This window comes from Actinomadura napierensis (assembly GCF_039529375.1).
GTDB classification, from domain to species: Bacteria; Actinomycetota; Actinomycetes; order Streptosporangiales; family Streptosporangiaceae; genus Spirillospora; species Spirillospora napierensis.
In genome coordinates this window covers 1-17,152 of sequence record NZ_BAAAMR010000077.1, presented here as the reverse complement: position 1 = coordinate 17,152, position 17,152 = coordinate 1, and the positions used below count along the sequence as shown (strand labels likewise).

Below are 17,152 nucleotides of genomic sequence, written 5' to 3'. Positions count from 1 at the left end.
CGGCGTGACCGGAGCAGGAAGAGGGCGACCACGCAGCGAACGCTCCCGGATGGCGGCCCTGGAGGCGGCCCGGGACCTGCTGGTCGAACTCGGCTACGAGGCTCTGTCGATCGAGGCCATCGCCACGCGAGCGGGCATCGGCAAGCAGACGATCTACCGGTGGTGGCGGTCCAAGGCCGCGATCATCGTCGAGGCGGTCCTCGAAGGCATCATCGACCCGCCGGGCAGCGTGATCATCGACACCGGCCATCTGCGGGCCGACCTCGAACGGTGGCTGGACAGCGTCGTCGCCGCCCTCGCCCGGCCGGGCGGTGAGGCACTCCTGCGCGCGCTCGCGGTGGCCGGCGCGAGCGACCCCGCCGCCACCAGAGCCCTCACCGAAGGACTCTCGGGAGCAGAACAGGAAGCCCTGCTGAATCGGCTGCGCGCCGGCCGGCAGGCCGGACAGATCCGCGCGGACGTCGACCTGAAGACCACCGCCGACACCCTCACCGGCGCCGTGGTCGTCACGGTGCTCTCCCGAGCCCCCTTGACCACCGAGCGCGCCCGCAAGGTGCTCGATGTGGTCCTCAACGGCATTGAAAGCAAACCAACCGACCTCACTGGCTCCGACCGAGGCCTCGATTCCCACCCCGACGCCAGGCTCTAGGAGAAAGTCCGAGGCCGCGGAGAATCAGCTCACCTCGCGTCGCTTCTTCCATTCGGCGACGACGGCCTCGACGTGCTTGCGGATGTCGTCACTGCGGTCCGCGCTGCCGTTGACGTCGCGGCACGCCTGGTCGTACTCGGCCCACAGGGCGTCGTCGGCGAGACGAAATTTTCGTTGCGGGCTGCCTGGTGTAGGCATGTCAGCCGCCCAGCTTCACGACCAGCGAGCGCAGGTGAGGTGTCGCGGCGTTCTCCTGGCCGCGCTTCACCCACGCTGCGATGTGTTCGCTGACCAGCTCGGCGAGGCTCGCACGCTCGTCGTCGCTGAGCTCAACCGTGGTCGTGGTGTTGGTCCGGCAGTCGTAGGCCGTGAAAAGGATGTCTCCGACCGCCTGCTCGGTCGCAGGAGGCTTGCGGTTGTTCTGGGCATGCCAAGCGGCACTGTTGTTGACGACACCCCAACCGTGCAGGGCTTCATAGTTGGTGAGTTCGAGCCTCATGGGGCCGGTACCTCTCGCTGCAAGGGTGTGGCCACACCCTAAGCAGACACCCTACGCAGGTGTGGCCGCACCGACCGGCCGGACGACACGCCCATCACCGACCGTGAACGGCAACCGATCCAGGCCCTTCGGGACCAAGCCGACGAATTCACCGGAGCGATCGGCGCTTCTGCTGCGCAGCCTCGACTGGGGTCGCAAAACTGGAACGGAATGCTCTGTTCTGGTATGCTGAGGTCAACACCGAGGGCACGGGACTCGCTGGGCGTTCGATCCACCACTCACCGTCGGAGGCAACCATGAGCAGCACCGAGATCAGGCCGTTCCGTATCGAGATCTCCGAGGACGAGCTGGACGACCTGCGCGACCGGCTTCGGCGCACCCGCTGGTCCGGGGAGATTCCCGGCCAGGGCTGGAGCCGCGGCGTGCCCGTCGACTACCTGAAGGGCCTGGCGGAGTACTGGGCCGGTGCGTACGACTGGCGGAAGGCCGAGGCCCGGCTGAACGAGATCCCGCAGTTTCTGACCAGTATCGATGGGCAGGACGTCCACTTCGCCCACCTGCGGTCCGAGAACCCCGACGCCGCTCCGTTGCTGCTGATCCACGACTGGCCGGGGTCGTTCGTCCAGTTCATCGACGTCATCGAACCGCTCGCGGCCGACTTCCATGTGGTGGTCACCGACACCCCGGGCGTCGGCTTCTCCGGGCCGCTGACCGCACCGGGCTGGGACACCGGCAAGATCGCCGCGGCGTTCGTCGAGCTGATGTCGCGCCTCGGCTACGGCCGGTACGGCGTCCAGGGCAACGGAGGCGGCGCCTGGATCGCGGCCGAGATGGGCCGCCAGGCGCCCGACAGCATCATCGGCATCCATCTCAACGGCCTGATCACCTTCCCCTCCGACGACCCCGCCGACTTCGCCGACCTGACCGAACTGGAGCAGCAGCGCCTCGGCCGGCTGCAGGAGTTCCGCGACGACAAGATGGGCTTCAACCACATCCAGTCCACCCGGCCGCAGACCCTCGCCTACGGCCTGCACGACTCACCCGTCGGGCAACTCGCCTGGATCGTGGAGAAGTTCAAGGAATGGACCGACGCGGCCGCCGACCTGCCCGATGACGCCGTCGATCGCGACCACCTGCTCACCGACGTCAGCCTCTACTGGTTCACCGGCACCGCCGGTTCCTCGGCCAACCTCTACTACGAGATGGCACACGACCCCACCGCCTACGCCCCCAAGCCTCGCGGCACCGTCCCCACCGGCGTCATCGCCACCTCCACCACCGACGTCGCCATCCGCCGCTTCGCCGAGCGCGACCACAACATCACCCACTGGACCGAGATCGAACGCGGCGGCAACTTCCTCTCTCTTGAGCAGCCCGCCCTCCTCATCGAGGACGTACGCACCTTCTTCAGCGCGCTCAGCTGACACAACCTGGTCGGCGTATGAGGCCCTGGTCACCGACGTTTTCGTGGGTGGCCGGGGCCTTTGTCGAGCCTCTCGAAGCCGGGTCGTCGTAGCGCTGCTGGGCCTCGATGACCTCGGGAGTGTGGGCCGAGATCCAGCGGACCAGCTGGGCGAACGGGCGGGACAGGCCGCGGCCCAGCTCGGTCAGTTCGTAGCTGACCTGTGGCGGGGTGGTGGGTTCCACGGTGCGCTCCGCCAGGCCGTCACGGACCAGCGTCCGCAGCTTGGCCGACAGCACCTTCTCGCTGACGCCGTCGATGCACTCGCGCAGTTCGTAGAAGCGCATCGGCCCGGGCGTCAAGGCGGCCAGGATCAGCGGCACCCAGCGTCCGGTGACGTGTTCCATCACCTCCCGTCCCGCGCAGTCGCTGTGAAACGTGTCACTGATCCACCGAGCGTCGCGTTCGTCCACCTGCTCCCCTACCGCCCGGTCTCGGGCCTACCTCATGGTGCGTACTTACGAAAGGTAAGCCCACAACCTAACGTCTCCCGCGTCTTCGTAGGAGAGGTGAGGAGAGGCGAATGAACAGCAGGCAGGTGGCGCTGATCAGCGGGGCCGGCAGGGGAATCGGGGCCGCGACCGCGCGCGAGCTCGGACGGCTCGGCTATCACGTGATCGTCAACTATCGGCATGACGTGGAGTCCGCGGAGCTGGTGGCCAAGGAGATCGGCTCGGCGCAGGCGGTCCGGGCGGACGTGAGCGACGAGGCCGACGTGACCAGGCTGGTGGAGCGGGTGGTCGCCGAGCACGGGCGGATCGATGTGCTGGTGGGCAATGCCAACACCGCGCAGCCGCCGTTCGGCCCGCTGGAGCGGGTGCCGTGGGGGGCGTTCGCGGCGAAGGTGAACGCCGAGCTGGCCGGCGTCTACCACCTGACCCGGCGGGTGCTGCCGGTCATGCGCCGGCGGCGGTCCGGCCGGATCGTCTACGTCTCCGCCACCGCGGCCGACCTGATCATCGGCAGCGCGGCCCACTCCACCGCCAAGGGCGCCGTGAACGCCTTCGTCCGGCAGGTCGCCGGCGAGGCCATCCGGGACGGCATCACCGTCAATGCCGTCGCACCCGGCGCGGTCGGAACCGACGCCACCACCGCGGTGTTCACCGACGGCATCCGGCGCCACTTCGGCGAGCGCTCCGTGACCGGCACACTGCTGCGGCCGCAGGACCTGGCACGCCCGATCGCCGCGCTGGTGGACGGCGCGTTCGCCGCGGTCACCGGCCAGGTGATCCCCATCGACGGCGGCTATCCGCTGCTGAGCCAACTGCTGGACGGCCTGCCCGCCCAGTTCGCATCTGGTTCGTGAGCGCGCACGCAACGTCCGAACCGCGGCCCAACCGCCACGCGACGAGTATTGGAGCGGTGCAGGCCGGGAACGTCCGACCTCAACGCTATGGTGCGTCCTTATGAACACAGTCCACACCCGCCCCGATGAGAAGAGCCCGGCGTGAGCCGGTACAGGGGACCCGCCACCCTGATCAGCAGCGGCGGAGACGAGGTCGAGGTCTACGTCGATCTGCGCTCCAAGCAGCGGGAGTGGTCGGGGACCGCGACCATCGCCGACTTCGATGCCGACGCCCCTCACGACCAGACGTTGAGACTTCCCGACGGCCGCGAGGCACAGGTCACGCTCGGCGGTTCGGAAGCCTGGTCCGACGTCATCACGCTGGTCGGAAGCGGTCCGCCGCCCTTCGCCTGAGCAGACCGTCCCACTCACACACCCCCGGCTCCTGCTGGTGGCGAGTGGCAGGCCTGAACGCGGTTGGTCAGTTCGTGCGGGGTCGGAGCCGACCCGAACCCGGCGGGAACGAGCGGCCCGCTCGCACGGTGAGGTGGCGGACGAGCTGGACGTCGGTGAGCGTTCCCGTGGACGCGGCGAAGCCGAGCTTGACGGTGTCCGGGACCGGCTCGGGCGCGGGGAATCGGAGCACCTGCCGGAAGCCGCGTCCGTCCTGGAAGTCGATGTCGACGGTCGCCATCGGCTCCGGCGGGGGCGTCACCATGAGGCGGACGGTCCTTTTCATCGGTTCCAGCAATTGTTCGGCCCGTTCGGGAGTCGCGTCGGAAGGCATCTTCTTCAAATCTCCGTGCAGCCGGCCGGGGAGCGTCGACGGCCAGGGGCCCTTGGTCGTCGCGTTCCCGGTCGTGGCGGCGAGCAGGCAGTAGCCGTCGTTCCCGTTGCCAGGGCCGCGGGCGCTCACGATATTGGGTCCTGGAGCGGGCGGGCCGAACACCCTTCCGGCCGGAGAACCGCGCTCGCAGCCGTTTCCGCGCCTTTCCCCGTCGCCGAAGTAATCTCCCAGCACGTCGAGCCCAATACCGAGATATCCACCGCTGACCCCCGGGACGAACCTGCCGTCGGTGCTGCCGTCCGGCAGTTTCTGGGCGTAGCCGAGGCTTCCGCCGAAGGCGCCCGGCGTGGTGAGCCGCGCGGCGCCGTCGGTGAGGAAGAAGGAGATCCCGTCCGCGGGCGCAGGCGTGGTGTTCCCGTACTGCCACTGCTCGAAGGTCACCTCCAGCCCTTCCCCGGCCGGGATCGGCGAGTCGAAAAGCGCGGCGCCGGTCTCTTCGACATGGGCATCGGTGAGCTGCAGAAACCCGTGCATTGCCACGCCGCCCGGGGGCACGGGGCCGGCCGGATCTCGGCGGCACCCTCCCAGAGGATGGTTCGTGGACTCCGCCGGGGCCGCTCCGCGTGGCGCGCCCGTCAGGCAGGCCGACCCGTACCCGATGAAACGAGAGTCGGCGCTCGCGCCGGTGAACGTCTCGTCCACCAGCAGCGATCCCGGTTCCCGGTGCGGCCCCGAGCCGTCCGCGGTCGACGCGGCGGCCGTTGTGGCCGCGGCGACCGCGATAGCCGCGACGACGCGAAGCGCCCCATTTCTCATATCGCCGACTCCCCCGAGCGAGTTCCCGCCGCCGTTCGCCACAGTCATATGATCACGAATTCGCCCGGGAAGCCGCATATTGCCTTACTTATGGAGATAGGCAAGTCCGATCATGACGAAAACGCGTGTCATCCCATCGGATGGTCACATATTCGCATTCAGAGGTTGGAGGCGACCAGGCCCGCAAGGCAGACGGCGCCCAGCACCGCCGCCGAGCCCGCCGACAGGTAGCGCAGGATCCGCCCCGGCCGGCGGTCGGTGAGCAGGTAGTTCAGCCCCAGGGGCATGGGGACGAGCAAGAGCAGGCCCAGGGCGGGCAGGATCAGCGCGGACAGGCGGCCCTTGAGGTCCGCGGGCCGCGCCCGCTCGCCATCGGGCTGGAGCCGGGCCCGGAAGCTCTCGCCCTCGTCCGACTCGGGAGGCAGCCCGACGGTGCGGGCGGCCGTCCCGCGGTCGTCGGGGACGAAACGTCCGCGGCACTCCGTCTCCGCGTCCTCTCCCGAGCCGTGCTCGACGCAGCTCTCCACCGTCGCCGTGCCGGGCTCGCCGGTGAGTCCGAACGCCAGACGGGCGTCCGAGAGGCCGTAGAGCAGGGGGAGGAGGGCGACGGCGAGCCAGACCACGATCGTGACGAGGGCGCCGGCAGGGCTCGATCTCCGCTGTGGCATGAGTGTCCTTCGTGCGAGGGGGAGCCCCGGCACCCGCTTTGACGCACGCGGAAACGATCTCGTTCGCGCTGATATGCCGCCGCGCGAACACCACCGCGGCCCTGCGCCGCGTGCTCCTCGGCTCGCGCCCGGCCTTTCCCGGGGAAGCCCGGTCTTGGCCTGGCGCACGCCGTGTGCGAACGTCTAGGTCGGCCGCCGTGCTCACGGTGCTCCCAGGCCGGCGAAGGAGAAGGACGGCGACGTGTCCGACTTCGATGATCTGGTGTCCGCCGAGCGCAACAGGATCGACCAGCAGCAGGCGGCGGCGCGCGCGGCAAGCGAGAGCGCGCGGCAGTACGGCGAACTGTCCGAGTGGCAGCAGGTCGTCGCGCGCATCCGGGAACTGCTGGCGGCCTCGGCGCGCCACCTCAGGGACGCCGGCGCCCCGACCATTCCCGTCCTGGAAATGGGCAAGGTGAACCAGCGTCTGGAGCTCTGGGGGATGGTCCTCGCCGGCCGCGTCTCGATCATCGACCGCCGCTGGCCGCTCCGCCCCTTCGCCTTGAACGCCGAGGGCGTCGCATATCCAATGGGTCGTCGAGAGCCGCTGATTCCCGCGTACCCCTTGTCGGAGTCCCCGCCGCTCAACAAGAAGCTGCGCAAGGCGCGGCTTCGGACGGGGCTGGCCCCCGACCAGGAGGTGATGTGGACGGGAGGAGCCACGCCCCTGCGCGACCCGCTCCCCATCGACCCGGCCATGGGCCTCGAAACCGGTCGCATCGGCTGCTTCGGCAAGGGCGAGGACGGCACGCCGCTGCTGCTTTCGGGCGATCCCGGCGTCGGCGAGCCGCTGGACGCCTTCCTGGCGAAGGAGGTCGCCCGGCGCATCGCCGAGAACGGCGCGCGCTGACGCCCGCGCCGTCCCGCAGCGTCAGGTTCAGGCGGTCCGCTTGGGCAGCTTCCAGCCGGGGCGGGGGAAGTGGCACGTGTAGCCGTTCGGGTACTTCTGCAGGTAGTCCTGGTGCTCCGGCTCGGCTTCCCAGAAGTCGCCGGCGGCGGACACCTCGGTGACGACCTTGCCCGGCCACAGGCCGGAGGCGTCGACGTCGGCGATGGTGTCCTCGGCGACCTTCCGCTGCTCGTCCGAGGTGTAGAAGATCGCGGAGCGGTAGCTGGCGCCGATGTCGTTCCCCTGCCGGTTCACGGTCGTGGGGTCGTGAATCTGGAAGAAGAACTCCAGCAGCGCCCGGAAGTCGGTCTGGTCGGGGTCGTAGACGACCTCGATGGTCTCGGCGTGGGACCCGTGGTCGCGGTAGGTGGCGTTGGGCACGTCGCCACCGCTGTAGCCGACCCGCGTGGAGACCACTCCGGGCTGCCGGCGGAACAGCTCTTCCATTCCCCAGAAACAGCCGCCCGCGAGCAGGGCCCTCTCAGTTGCCATGTTCTCTCCCTCGTGTCCTTCGTCGTTGGATACAGCGGGCGCCGCGTCAGCGTTATTCCGTCTTTTGATCCGTAGGCCGCGGGGTCGAGTCCCATGCGGCCTCGTCACCGCCGACCAGGGCAAACGCCGTTCACAACGGTCCTGACGGCTGCCGCCCGGGGCCACGCTGACGCCGTTCTGGGACCTGTCCATTCCGGGCACACCGGAAACCAGGACGACTCGGGACGCAAGCGATGGTTCCTGGCACCACTGATGATCACGGGCCACTGGCCGCCCATGCTGCGGCGGGTGGCGCCCACGATCAACTGGACCAGCCCGGCCACGACCGCCCAGGCGCCCCACACCCGCAGGACCGCTGGAATGCCGGACGCGCAGGCGATCGCCACGCCGGCGGCGGTGAGCAGGCTGACCGCGATGTTCACGTACAGCAGCGTGGGCGATCCGGTGGTGCGCGAGGCGCGGGCGTCGATGATGGCGGCGGCCACGTCGAACAGCGGATACAGCACGAGCAGGGTGACCGCGAGCGGCCCCAGGTTCGAGGCGGTCGTGAACATCACCAGGGCCCAGACGATGGCGAACCCGAAGCGGACGAAGTACAGCCGCCGCAGGGTGGAAGCGGTCCCGGCGATGCCGTTTGCAGCGATTGCGGCCACAGTGGTCCTCTCAACGATGGTGCGGCGCGGGGAAGCGCGCCGCACTATGTCAAGACCGAACGTTCTACTCGCTAAGATGTCGCGATGAGGCAAGGATCCGAACGCCGGCCCTCCGAGGCGCGCTCCCGCCTGCTCGGCACGGCGACCCGGATCTTCTACACGGAGGGGATCCACTCGGTCGGGATCGACCGGATCGTCGCGGAAGCCCAGGTCACGCGGGCCACTCTCTACCGGCACTTCCCCGGCAAGGAAGACCTCGTCCTCGCCTATCTGAGCGAGGCCGACCGGGCCATGCGTGCCCAGGTGGACGATGCCGTCGCCCGGGACCTACCGCCGGCCGACACCATCCGCGCCCTCGGGGAGTCCATCGCGCAGGGCATTCAGTCCCCCGGCTTCCGGGGATGCGCGTTCCTGAACGCCGTCGCCGAGTACTCCGACCCCGATCATCCGGTGCACCAGACCGTCATCGCCCATCGGCAATGGTTCCTGGACACCGTGACGGAGTTGCTGGCGCGCATCCAGGAGACGCCTGCCGAGCTCGCCGCCCGGCACTTCGTGATGCTGCGCGACGGCGCCATGGCCGCCGGCTGCCTCTTCGACCCGGAGCTGATCTGCGAAACCTTCCTGCGCGGGGTCGACGGCCTGTTGGAGACCTACGCCGCCCCGGGCCGCCGGGGTCCGGCACCGACCTGAGGATCCTCGGTTCTCACTTGACGCTCGCGGCGACGCGCTGAATGGCCTGGACGGCGATGGCGGGCTGGTCGACGTAAATGTAGTGCTGGCTGTTCGTGGCGGTGCTCAGCTTGCTGCGGCTGGAAATCGCGAGCCACTTGTGCTGCCCCGCCGCCCAGTCCCGCTCCAGGCGCGGTCCGTATTGGGGAACGGCCGCGAGGTACTTCTTCCCATGCTGGATCACCTCCACCGGAATGTTTCCGGCCGAGCGGACCTTTCCGTCGGTGATGGCGAGCATTTCCGGGTTGTTCCCCGCGTCGACCGCCAGAGTCTGCGCGCGCAGCTGGGCCGCCGGGCCGGTCGCGGACGCGGGAATCCCCTTCTTGATGTCGGCGACCGAGTTCGGCGTCGTCGCGTCCAGCAGGACCAGTCCCTTGACCTTGTCCCGATGGTCGGGAGCGTACCTCGCGGCGATCAACCCGCCGAGCGAGTGTCCGGCCAGGACGACCGGACGGCCGGCGGTGACCCGGGCGAGCACCGCGGTCAGGACCTTCCCCGAGCTGGCGAAGGTCTGCGGACCGTTCGGCTTGTCGCTCTTGCCCTCGCCCAGCCGGTCGTAGACGCAGACCCAGTTCTTCTCACTCAGGGTCTTCTGAAGCGCGGCCATCTTGTCCATTCCGTCGCCCAGGCCGGGCATCAGGACGATGACCGGCTTTCCCTCCATCGCGTCACCCGTGCAAGAGACGTTCACCGACCGGCCCTCGACATCGATCTTCTTGGTCCCCGCAAGCAGACCCTCGTGGAACGAGCCGGACGAGCCGGAGTCGTCCTCGCAGGCGGTGAGGCCCGCACCCGCCACCGCGCAGCAGGCGGCGATCACGGCGGTCTTCTTGAGCTTGCGGATCACGATGTCCTCCAGTGAAGAATTCGCGCCGACCGGAATGGCGCGGCCACGTGGAGAACGCTATGGATCAGCCCACCCCGGCATCATCACCGCACGGTGGACATTCACGGGTAGCTCGGACGGGGGACGGCCCTACACGACGGCCGGCAGGACCCGCTCGTACTCGACCGTCGCCAGGGCCGGCGGCACTTCGCCTCGCCCCACTGACGGACCGGCAGCGCAGTCAGCGGCCGGACGGTGCTCTACTGCCAGGTCGCGGTGTCGGGGTCGATTCCGTGGGCGCGCGCGCCGGCGTCGATGATTCGGCGGAACCACGTGGCGAGGCCGGGGCGGATGCCGTCGTAGTGGGCGGCGAATTCCGGATCGGCCTCGAACATGCGGCCGAGACAGACCTGCATCTGCCTGGTGAGGGGAAAGTACGAGGCGAAAACCTCCCGGTGCCGCTCGACAAGTTGATTCGCTTCCGGGCTGCCAGGTGTGACGCCGGCGTCCATCGCGTCCCCGAGGGCGCGGTCGAGGGCGGCAATGGCGTCGGCGATGGCCTGCCATTCCTCCGGACCGCGAGAGGCCGACCTTTCGGCGTACTGCAGCCATTGCGCCGTGTCCCCGTAGCGCCGACGGGCCTGGGCGGGCCAGTCCGGGTTCCACTGGGGACCGAAGATCGCGGCCTGCTGCTCGACGGTCAGCAGCAGGCCGCGCTCGTGGGCGTCGATCATCCGGTCCAGTCCGGCGCCGAGCTGCTGGAGGCGGTCGATCCGTTCGGCGACCCGGGTGCGCTGCGCGCGCAATGCGCCGGTCACGTCTGCGGTCGAGTCGTCCAGGACGGCCTGGATCCTGTCGAGGCTGAGACCGAGCTCGCGGTAGACGACGATGCGGTGCAGACGTTCCAGGTCACCGGCGGTGTAGAGCCGGTATCCGGCGGCCGTGCGCAGCGACGGGTGCGCCAGGCCGATCTCGTCCCAGTGGTGCAGCGCGCGGACGGTCACGCCCAGACGCCGCGAGACCTGACCGACGGTCAGGCCATCGGCGTCAGTGGCATCAGGCATGCTCCTCATTGTCGCCGCGACCGACGCCCGGCGGAGTGATCCCGACGGCTTCAAGGTTCCGCGCCTCCTGACTGGCCGGGTCGAAGGGCTTCGCCGCGGTGAAAACGATCCGCGCGTTCTCGGGGGTCACCACCGCCACATCGCAGGTATTCCAGGGAGTGTCCCGTGGACCGTCGACCGAGTCCGGACGCAACGCACGGCAGGCCTCGACCAGGGAATCGACCTGGCCGAGCACGCACGCGAAACTGACGCTCATCGCCGGTGCCTGCTCCGGAACGCTCTCCACCCGGACGAGGAGTACGTCCTGGAACGCCCACCGGCGCAGATGTACGAGCCTGCCGGGGATGCCGAACAGCTCGAAGAACCCGAGCCCGCGAATCCAGAAGTCCACCGACGCCGCCAAATCGCTCGTGGGAATCGTCGCGAACGCGGGCATTCCATAAATGCCACGGAACGGCTCCGGCGGAACCGCATCCGGACCGGGATCGGGCACGGGACTCATCTCGAACGCGTTGTAGTAGTCGCTCATGCCCCCACCCTCCGGCCTCACGCAACGTGAGGGTCAAGCCGAGCCGAACTCGAACGTATCGGCCCGCGGCAAGGTGGACGATGCCGGTGGTCTCGTGGCGCTCATTCGAGCGTCCGTTCTGCGTTCGAGACGGTCAGCGTTTGACGGTGTAGTGCAGGTGCAGCACGCGGTCGCCCTGGACCACCGCGTCCGGATCGTCGAGGAGGACGGTTCCGGTGTGGCCGCCGAAGAACCGCACCCCTTCGCCCAGGACCACCGGGGCGACGTCCATCGCCACCTCGTCGACGAGCCCCGCCGAGAACGCCTGGCCGCCGACGTCGCCCGCGCACACGCAGACCAGGCCGTCCCCGGCGAGTTCCTTGGCGAGCGTGATGGCGGCCTCGACGGAGTCGGCGGTGTGGAAGGGCGCGTCGGGGAACCTGGCGAGCCATTCCTCGGGCAGCGGCCGGTGGGTGACGACGACGAGTTCGTCGCCGGCGGCGGGCACGCCCGACCAGCCGTCGGTGGTGTCGAACAGGTGGCGGCCGATCACCGTGACCTTGACGGCGTCCCAGAAGGGCTTGATGTGGTCCGCGGAGGCGCGGCTGACGTTGAACTGCCATTTGTCGTTCGCGCGGACCGTCACGTCGCCGTTGCCGTACCAGTCGAACAGCGGCCCGACCGTGTCGTCGGGATAGGCGATGTAACCGTCCACCGAAACCACGGCCTGCATGATGACTCTGGCCATTTCAATAGCTCCTTGACTCATCCGGAAGCCGGGATGCTCCGGTTACATGGAGAACGCCTCATGGTCCTCGCGCGACGGATACGACGCTAGTACTCCAGCCGTAGATCGTCACTGGTGTGACTGGCGCGGGGAGCTGCCCGGCCGGGTGGCCGGGCGGTTCCGGCGCGTCGAGCCAAGGCGCACCGCCGAACGGATGGTGCGCGGGCTGCCGGCGATGCGACCGCGCAAGAACCGCTGGACGCTGGCCCTAGCGTTATTGCCCCACCACGAACACCGGCTCGACGTTCAGTTCGCTGATCCGCCAACCGTCGGGCGTCCGGACGGCCTTGATGCGCGACAGGCCGTAGCCCCGGGAGGCCGGCACGAGACTGTCGGCGTGGCCGGACAGGGCGGTGATGTAGGCGCGGATCGTCGCGGTGTCGCCGTCGACCTCGATCAGCACGTTGCTGAACCGGTGGAGCAGGCGGGCGTAGTCCTTGTTGCCGGCCTCGATCTGTGCGATCAGGACGTCGCGGCTGGACCCGGTCCCGTTGCGGGTCGTGCCGGTGGCGTCCTGCGTCAGAACAGAGTTCAGGTCGTCGAAGCGGTGTTCGTCCAGGGCCCGGCACAGATGCAGCAGCAGGTCGTGAAGCTCGGCCCGGTCGGCCAGGGTTCGCAGGTCGTAGTTCATGAGGTGTCCTTTCGGGGCTGGTGGATGAAAGGAACCATGCGGGCCGCAGCGGGGGGCGCGCATCACTCCTGCCCCGTTCTTGCGCAAAGTCGCAACGGTGTCCGGCCTGCGTTGCCACCACTCGGTTGCCGGGGCAGGATGCAGATTCACGGGGTAGGACGTCAGGGGGCCGGCAATGTCCGAGGCGGCGTGGCTGAAGTCGCTGCGGGTCGGGCGCGGTGTGTGCCCGCTGTTCGGGGCCGATGCCGTGGTGGCCCGGTTCGCCGAGATCGTCTCCGTCGAGCGCAGCGAGCGACTGGTGATGGTTCCCGCGTCGTCCCAGCGCCCGCTGCTGGGCACGCTCCCGATGCCGCCGGATGTGCGTACGCGCTGGCTGGGGTCGGCCCCATCGGCCCATGACGCACGCCTGATCGCTACCGGCGCCGAACATCGGATCCTGCCGGCCCTGCCGGCCAAGATGGTCATCATCGACCGGGCGATCGTCATGACGCCCATCGACCCGGAGGATCCGCTGAAGGGGGTCTGGCAGATCACCGCCAAGCCGCTGGTACACGCCCTGGTCGAGATGTACCAGCGGCTATGGCGGCAGGCGGCCGAGCCGGTGCGGTGGCCGGCGGGGCTGTCAGCCAGGCAACGCGCCGTGGTGACGCTGCTCGCCGAGGGCTACACCGACCAGACGGTGGCCGAGCAGCTGGGCCTGAGCCGGCGCACCATCACCTACACGGTCGCGGACCTGATGAAGAAGTACGGAGCGCGCAGCCGGTTCCACCTGGCGCTGCTGCTGGCCGGTGCCGACGCCGACTTCGCCATCGCTTCGTCTCCCCGGCCCGGTCACACCAGTAACAATCTACGGCTGGAGTACTAGGCGGGGATCGGTCGCCGCTCTTGTACAGAACGGCCATACCCCGGCCGGAGCATCGGGACGTAGGACGCGGCCGAGGTGCGCCCGCCCGTCTCGCTCCACGTAGGAGGATTCTCCGGCCACGCGGCCATTCTGCCGAAAGACCGAGGTCGTCGCATACCCATTCCAACGGGACGGACCGAGCAGGTTCCGTCTGGGCGGCTTTCAGCCAAAGCTCTCTCGATGTTTCCGGTCATCTATACGATGCGCGGGATTCCCTATTTTCGGGGGGCCTGTATGGACATCGCGTCTCCGGTGGCGGCCGTCCGCTGGGCTCGCGTGGTCGCGGTGGGGGTGAGCTGCGGGTTCGCGTTCGGCGGGTATGTCGGGATCGTCGATGCGGAGCCCGGAGGCAAACCGGCGGCGTTCGCTCTGCTCACCGTGCTGCTGCTCCTCCACCTGCGGAACTGCATCCGCTGGTCGGACGACGTGCGGGTGAGGGGCTGGTGGTGGACGCTCGGCGTCCAGGCGGCCCTCACGGCCGCGGGCATGGTCTGGTACGCGAACACCTGGTACGGGAACTCCGGATTTCTGGCGGCGGCGTTTCTGCTGCTCATCCGGCGGCGGTGGGTGGCGTGGGGCGGGTTCGCGGCGGTGATCGCGGCGCAGTTCGCCGCCGCGCTGCCGGTCCGGCCGACGGTCGCGGAGGCGGCCTATCTGGCGATCGGGCACACGGCGTTCGTCGGGATCGCGCTGTACGGGGTCGCCCGGCTGGCCGACCTGGTCAGCGACATGCGCCGGACCAGGGACGGGCTCGCGATGGCCGAGGTGTCGCGCGAGCGGCTGGTGTTCGCGCAGCAGCTGAACGAGCGGGTGGGCGTCAGCCTCCAGCGGGTCATCCGGGACGGGGACGCGGGGGAGCCACCGGCGGTCAGGCGGCGGCTGGACGTGGCGCGGGCGGCGCTGAACGAGACACGGTCGGTGGCGCACGGGTACGGGCGCGAGCACCTCGCGGGCGCGCCGGTGGCGGACGACCTGACGTCCACGGCGGTGGCGGTTCTCGGGGCCGCGACGATCTGCCTCATGATCGTGCCCGTCGAGGTGCGGCGGTTCCTGCAGGTCGACATGAGCGCGGCGGAGACGGCGGTGTTCTTCGCGGCGCTCGTCACGTTCGTCCTGCTGTTCCTCCGTGCCTGCGCCCCGTCCGGCCGCCCGGTTTGGACGCTGGTCATCGTCGTGCCCGCGCTGGGTCCGCTGTTCGTCTTCGATCTGGCGCTGTGGCACGTGGTCTACTTCCTGCCGGGCGTCGTGCTGGTCGTGGTGCGCGGGTGGGCGCGGTGGGTCGCGGCGGTCCCGTTGATCTGCCTGGATCCGCTGCTCCTGATCTGGAACGCGCAGCTCGGTGATCCGACCGCGCTGGGGATGGCCTACGAGGTCGTGTGGTCCGGCGAACGGACGCTGGTCGTGTGCGGGTTGGTCCGCATGGGCGAGCTGGCGGTGCGGGTCAAGGAGGCGCGGGCGGAGCTGGCCCGGGCGGCGGTGGCCCGCGAGCGGCTCCGGTTCGCGACCGACCTGCACGACCTGCTCGGTCTGGGATTGTCGGTGGTCGTGCTCAAGAGCGAGCTGGCGCTGCGGCTGCTGGACCGGGACCCCGATCGGGCCCGCGTCGAGCTGTCCGAGGGACTGGCGGCGGCTCGCCGGGCCCTGTCGGACATGGAGGCCGTAGTGGCCGGACGCGGCGAGATCGCGCTGGCGGCCGAGGCCGAGTCCACCCGCGCGGCGCTTTCGGCCGCCGGCATCGAGGTGTCCGGGTCCGTCCAGCAGGTGCCGCTGCCCTCGGAGATCGACGCGCTCCTCGCCACCGTCCTGCGCGAAGGCGTCACCAATGTGCTGCGGCACAGCGAGGCCGACCGTTGTGAGCTGGTCGTCGAGGTGGTCGCGCAGAGCGTCCGGTTGCGCCTGGTCAACGACGGTGTTCCGGGTCGGGCCGCCGCTTTCGGCTTGGGGCTGAAGAACCTGGCGCGAAGGGTGCGGGAGCAGGGCGGGACGCTGACCGCCGGCAAGGACGGCGACAGCTTCCGGCTGGCGGCGGAGGTGCCGCTACAGCCAGCCCTGATCGGTCGCGATGCGGATCGCGTCGATGCGGTTCCTGGCGTCCAGCTTCATGACGGCCGATGACAGGTAGTTGCGGACGGTGCCGCGGCTCAGCGCGAGGGACCGGGCGATGTCGTCGGCCTCCGCGCCGGTCGCCGACAACCGGAGCACGTCGGCCTCACGTGCGGTGAGCGGATTGTCCGCCCGTTCGAGCTCGGCGAGGGCCAGTTGAGGGTCGACCACCCGTTCGCCCGCGACGGCCTTGCGGATCGCGTCGATGAGGTCGTCGGCCGGCGCGTGCTTGAGAAGGAACGCCGAGATCCCCGCGGCCAGCCCGCGGCGCAGATATCCCGGTTTGCCCAGCCCCGTCAGGACGACCGTCCGGCAGGCCGGGAGCTTCGTGCGGAGCTCGGCGGCGGCGTCCAGGCCGTCCATGCCGGGCAGGTCGATGTCGAGGACCGCCACGTCGGGACGGGTCCGCTCGGCCGTGGCGATGATCTGGTCGCCGCGCTCGACCGCGGCCACGACCTCGATGTCGTCCTCCAGTCCGAGGACGGTGGCCAACGTCTCCCGCAGAATGCGGACGTCCTCGGCGACCATCACACGGATCATGTGATTCCTTCACATCGAACTGCTGAACCCGGCAACTACCGGCGAATTCTCCGGATTGCGAGTCTAATCACGCCGGCACCGGCGCCACGGACTCGAATCGGAGGAAACCATGCGCAAGCTCATCGCCTCGACGCTCGCCACCCTCGACGGCTTCATCGACAACCCGCACGAATGGTCGCTGCAGTACAACGAGGAGAAGGCCCAGACCCACGCCTTCACCATGACCACGGCCGCCGACGCGCTCCTGCTCGGTCGCGTCACCTACGAGGGAATGGCGCAGGCCTGGCCGAACATGGGCGGCAACCCCTACGCCGACCACGTCAACTCCATGGCCAAGTACGTCGTCGCCACCGAGCCGGTGGACACCTCCGCCTGGAACCCCACCACGGTCATCGACGGAGCCGATCTCGCCGGCGCGGTGACCGACCTCAAGAAGCGGGACGGCGGCGACATCCTCATCTGGGGCAATGGCCGCCTGACCGACGGCTTGGCCGCCGCCGGGCTCCTGGACGAGTACAAGATCTGGATCTACCCGGTCATCAAGGGCTCCGGCGAGGCGCTGTTCCGCCCGGAGAGCGCCGGAACCGTCGAACTGGTCGACTCTGTCACCTTCCCGAGCGGAGTCGTCGTCCTCACCTACCGCCCCCTCAACACCTGAGCCGCCAAGCCGGCCGGGCGCGCCTCCGCTGCCTCGCAACAGGCGCGCCCGCCCGACGGGACGCTAGCCCCTCGACGCGGCTCAGGGACTGTCCGAAAGATCGTGTGGGTGGGGTGGTGATCCGGAAGGCTGGGGCCGATGCCTCGGCCGGGAAGGATCA

22 protein-coding genes are annotated in these 17,152 nt (G+C 69.4%); 9 read left to right on the top strand and 13 right to left on the bottom strand.

The window, feature by feature from the left end; all coding sequences use genetic code 11:
- Window positions 1–49 precede the first annotated feature (49 nt).
- The gene (locus ABD296_RS33925) at window positions 50–649 is read left to right on the top strand and encodes a TetR/AcrR family transcriptional regulator (protein ID WP_344276808.1); all 600 of its coding nucleotides are present in this window, start codon (window positions 50–52) and stop codon (window positions 647–649) included.
- A 24-nt stretch (window positions 650–673) separates the two neighbouring features.
- Here ABD296_RS33925 and ABD296_RS33920 read toward each other — a convergent pair whose 3' ends face one another.
- Window positions 674–847: a hypothetical protein gene (locus ABD296_RS33920; RefSeq protein ID WP_344276805.1), complete on the bottom strand. Its 174-nt coding sequence runs from the start codon at window positions 845–847 to the stop codon at window positions 674–676.
- Between the two features lies 1 nt (window position 848).
- Complete coding sequence (locus ABD296_RS33915; RefSeq protein ID WP_344276802.1) at window positions 849–1,148, bottom strand: hypothetical protein; 300 nt, start codon at window positions 1,146–1,148, stop codon at window positions 849–851.
- Between the two features lie 296 nt (window positions 1,149–1,444).
- Between ABD296_RS33915 and ABD296_RS33910 the strand changes: the two genes are divergently transcribed.
- Entirely contained in the window at window positions 1,445–2,572 is a 1,128-nt protein-coding gene (locus tag ABD296_RS33910) for an epoxide hydrolase family protein (RefSeq protein ID WP_344276799.1), read from the top strand.
- Here the strand turns inward: ABD296_RS33910 and ABD296_RS33905 are convergent.
- Window positions 2,565–3,023, bottom strand: a complete 459-nt coding sequence (locus tag ABD296_RS33905; protein ID WP_344276796.1) for a winged helix-turn-helix transcriptional regulator — start codon at window positions 3,021–3,023, stop codon at window positions 2,565–2,567. The two genes, ABD296_RS33910 and ABD296_RS33905, sit on opposite strands and share 8 nt — an antisense overlap.
- A 110-nt stretch (window positions 3,024–3,133) precedes the next feature.
- Here ABD296_RS33905 and ABD296_RS33900 point away from each other — a divergent pair, with 110 nt between their 5' ends.
- Together ABD296_RS33900 and ABD296_RS33895 are read left to right on the top strand one after the other, a co-directional pair.
- The gene (locus tag ABD296_RS33900) at window positions 3,134–3,916 is read left to right on the top strand and encodes an SDR family oxidoreductase (RefSeq protein WP_344276793.1); all 783 of its coding nucleotides are present in this window, start codon (window positions 3,134–3,136) and stop codon (window positions 3,914–3,916) included.
- Between the two features lie 141 nt (window positions 3,917–4,057).
- Complete coding sequence (locus tag ABD296_RS33895; protein ID WP_344276791.1) at window positions 4,058–4,309, top strand: DUF4873 domain-containing protein; 252 nt, start codon at window positions 4,058–4,060, stop codon at window positions 4,307–4,309.
- A gap of 67 nt (window positions 4,310–4,376) precedes the next feature.
- Here ABD296_RS33895 and ABD296_RS33890 read toward each other — a convergent pair whose 3' ends face one another.
- Window positions 4,377–5,216: an L-type lectin family protein gene (locus ABD296_RS33890; RefSeq protein ID WP_344276789.1), complete on the bottom strand. Its 840-nt coding sequence runs from the start codon at window positions 5,214–5,216 to the stop codon at window positions 4,377–4,379.
- A 440-nt stretch (window positions 5,217–5,656) separates the two neighbouring features.
- Window positions 5,657–6,166, bottom strand: a complete 510-nt coding sequence (locus ABD296_RS33885) for a hypothetical protein (RefSeq protein WP_344276786.1) — start codon at window positions 6,164–6,166, stop codon at window positions 5,657–5,659.
- A gap of 241 nt (window positions 6,167–6,407) precedes the next feature.
- Here ABD296_RS33885 and ABD296_RS33880 point away from each other — a divergent pair, with 241 nt between their 5' ends.
- Entirely contained in the window at window positions 6,408–7,055 is a 648-nt protein-coding gene (locus ABD296_RS33880; protein WP_344276783.1) for a hypothetical protein, read from the top strand.
- A 27-nt stretch (window positions 7,056–7,082) separates the two neighbouring features.
- On the opposite strand, the gene msrA is transcribed toward ABD296_RS33880, so the two are convergent.
- Window positions 7,083–7,586 (bottom strand): peptide-methionine (S)-S-oxide reductase MsrA, encoded by a 504-nt coding sequence (gene msrA / locus ABD296_RS33875; RefSeq protein WP_344276780.1) that lies wholly within the window; start codon window positions 7,584–7,586, stop codon window positions 7,083–7,085.
- Window positions 7,587–7,690: 104 nt separating this feature from the next.
- On the bottom strand, window positions 7,691–8,239 hold the full coding sequence (locus tag ABD296_RS33870; RefSeq protein WP_344276777.1) for a hypothetical protein: 549 nt from the start codon (window positions 8,237–8,239) through the stop codon (window positions 7,691–7,693).
- An 84-nt stretch (window positions 8,240–8,323) separates the two neighbouring features.
- Between ABD296_RS33870 and ABD296_RS33865 the strand changes: the two genes are divergently transcribed.
- Complete coding sequence (locus ABD296_RS33865; protein WP_344276774.1) at window positions 8,324–8,932, top strand: TetR/AcrR family transcriptional regulator; 609 nt, start codon at window positions 8,324–8,326, stop codon at window positions 8,930–8,932.
- 13 nt (window positions 8,933–8,945) lie between these two features.
- Here the strand turns inward: ABD296_RS33865 and ABD296_RS33860 are convergent, their stop codons facing one another.
- The 5 genes from ABD296_RS33860 to ABD296_RS33840 form a co-directional block, all read right to left on the bottom strand.
- Complete coding sequence (locus ABD296_RS33860) at window positions 8,946–9,791, bottom strand: alpha/beta fold hydrolase (RefSeq protein WP_344276771.1); 846 nt, start codon at window positions 9,789–9,791, stop codon at window positions 8,946–8,948.
- 266 nt (window positions 9,792–10,057) lie between these two features.
- On the bottom strand, window positions 10,058–10,861 hold the full coding sequence (locus tag ABD296_RS33855; protein WP_344276768.1) for a MerR family transcriptional regulator: 804 nt from the start codon (window positions 10,859–10,861) through the stop codon (window positions 10,058–10,060).
- The gene (locus ABD296_RS33850; RefSeq protein ID WP_344276766.1) at window positions 10,854–11,390 is read right to left on the bottom strand and encodes a VOC family protein; all 537 of its coding nucleotides are present in this window, start codon (window positions 11,388–11,390) and stop codon (window positions 10,854–10,856) included. The genes ABD296_RS33855 and ABD296_RS33850 overlap by 8 nt, the downstream gene beginning before the upstream one ends.
- A 133-nt stretch (window positions 11,391–11,523) precedes the next feature.
- Entirely contained in the window at window positions 11,524–12,117 is a 594-nt protein-coding gene (locus ABD296_RS33845) for a dihydrofolate reductase family protein (RefSeq protein WP_344276763.1), read from the bottom strand.
- A 253-nt stretch (window positions 12,118–12,370) separates the two neighbouring features.
- Complete coding sequence (locus ABD296_RS33840) at window positions 12,371–12,787, bottom strand: nuclear transport factor 2 family protein (protein ID WP_344276761.1); 417 nt, start codon at window positions 12,785–12,787, stop codon at window positions 12,371–12,373.
- 175 nt (window positions 12,788–12,962) lie between these two features.
- Here ABD296_RS33840 and ABD296_RS33835 point away from each other — a divergent pair, with 175 nt between their 5' ends.
- Complete coding sequence (locus tag ABD296_RS33835) at window positions 12,963–13,652, top strand: helix-turn-helix transcriptional regulator (protein WP_344276758.1); 690 nt, start codon at window positions 12,963–12,965, stop codon at window positions 13,650–13,652.
- A gap of 273 nt (window positions 13,653–13,925) precedes the next feature.
- Complete coding sequence (locus ABD296_RS33830; RefSeq protein ID WP_344276756.1) at window positions 13,926–15,806, top strand: sensor histidine kinase; 1,881 nt, start codon at window positions 13,926–13,928, stop codon at window positions 15,804–15,806.
- On the opposite strand, the gene ABD296_RS33825 is transcribed toward ABD296_RS33830, so the two are convergent.
- Complete coding sequence (locus ABD296_RS33825) at window positions 15,729–16,334, bottom strand: response regulator transcription factor (RefSeq protein WP_344276753.1); 606 nt, start codon at window positions 16,332–16,334, stop codon at window positions 15,729–15,731. The two genes, ABD296_RS33830 and ABD296_RS33825, sit on opposite strands and share 78 nt — an antisense overlap.
- Before the next feature lie 109 nt (window positions 16,335–16,443).
- On the opposite strand from ABD296_RS33825, the gene ABD296_RS33820 reads away from it, so the two are divergent.
- The gene (locus ABD296_RS33820; protein WP_344276751.1) at window positions 16,444–16,992 is read left to right on the top strand and encodes a dihydrofolate reductase family protein; all 549 of its coding nucleotides are present in this window, start codon (window positions 16,444–16,446) and stop codon (window positions 16,990–16,992) included.
- Window positions 16,993–17,152: the final 160 nt, after the last annotated feature.

Excerpts from the sequence above, each read along its gene's own strand:
- ABD296_RS33925 (WP_344276808.1), top strand. The coding sequence starts at position 50 with ATGGCGGCCCTGGAGGCGGCCCGGGACCTGCTGGTCGAACTCGGCTAC.
- ABD296_RS33920 (WP_344276805.1), bottom strand. The coding sequence starts at position 847 with ATGCCTACACCAGGCAGCCCGCAACGAAAATTTCGTCTCGCCGACGAC.
- ABD296_RS33915 (WP_344276802.1), bottom strand. The coding sequence starts at position 1,148 with ATGAGGCTCGAACTCACCAACTATGAAGCCCTGCACGGTTGGGGTGTC.
- ABD296_RS33910 (WP_344276799.1), top strand. The coding sequence starts at position 1,445 with ATGAGCAGCACCGAGATCAGGCCGTTCCGTATCGAGATCTCCGAGGAC.
- ABD296_RS33900 (WP_344276793.1), top strand. The coding sequence starts at position 3,134 with ATGAACAGCAGGCAGGTGGCGCTGATCAGCGGGGCCGGCAGGGGAATC.
- ABD296_RS33890 (WP_344276789.1), bottom strand. The coding sequence starts at position 5,216 with ATGCACGGGTTTCTGCAGCTCACCGATGCCCATGTCGAAGAGACCGGC.
- ABD296_RS33885 (WP_344276786.1), bottom strand. The coding sequence starts at position 6,166 with ATGCCACAGCGGAGATCGAGCCCTGCCGGCGCCCTCGTCACGATCGTG.
- msrA (WP_344276780.1), bottom strand. The coding sequence starts at position 7,586 with ATGGCAACTGAGAGGGCCCTGCTCGCGGGCGGCTGTTTCTGGGGAATG.
- ABD296_RS33865 (WP_344276774.1), top strand. The coding sequence starts at position 8,324 with ATGAGGCAAGGATCCGAACGCCGGCCCTCCGAGGCGCGCTCCCGCCTG.
- ABD296_RS33855 (WP_344276768.1), bottom strand. The coding sequence starts at position 10,861 with ATGCCTGATGCCACTGACGCCGATGGCCTGACCGTCGGTCAGGTCTCG.
- ABD296_RS33850 (WP_344276766.1), bottom strand. The coding sequence starts at position 11,390 with ATGAGCGACTACTACAACGCGTTCGAGATGAGTCCCGTGCCCGATCCC.
- ABD296_RS33845 (WP_344276763.1), bottom strand. The coding sequence starts at position 12,117 with ATGGCCAGAGTCATCATGCAGGCCGTGGTTTCGGTGGACGGTTACATC.
- ABD296_RS33840 (WP_344276761.1), bottom strand. The coding sequence starts at position 12,787 with ATGAACTACGACCTGCGAACCCTGGCCGACCGGGCCGAGCTTCACGAC.
- ABD296_RS33835 (WP_344276758.1), top strand. The coding sequence starts at position 12,963 with ATGTCCGAGGCGGCGTGGCTGAAGTCGCTGCGGGTCGGGCGCGGTGTG.
- ABD296_RS33830 (WP_344276756.1), top strand. The coding sequence starts at position 13,926 with ATGGACATCGCGTCTCCGGTGGCGGCCGTCCGCTGGGCTCGCGTGGTC.
- ABD296_RS33825 (WP_344276753.1), bottom strand. The coding sequence starts at position 16,334 with ATGATCCGTGTGATGGTCGCCGAGGACGTCCGCATTCTGCGGGAGACG.
- ABD296_RS33820 (WP_344276751.1), top strand. The coding sequence starts at position 16,444 with ATGCGCAAGCTCATCGCCTCGACGCTCGCCACCCTCGACGGCTTCATC.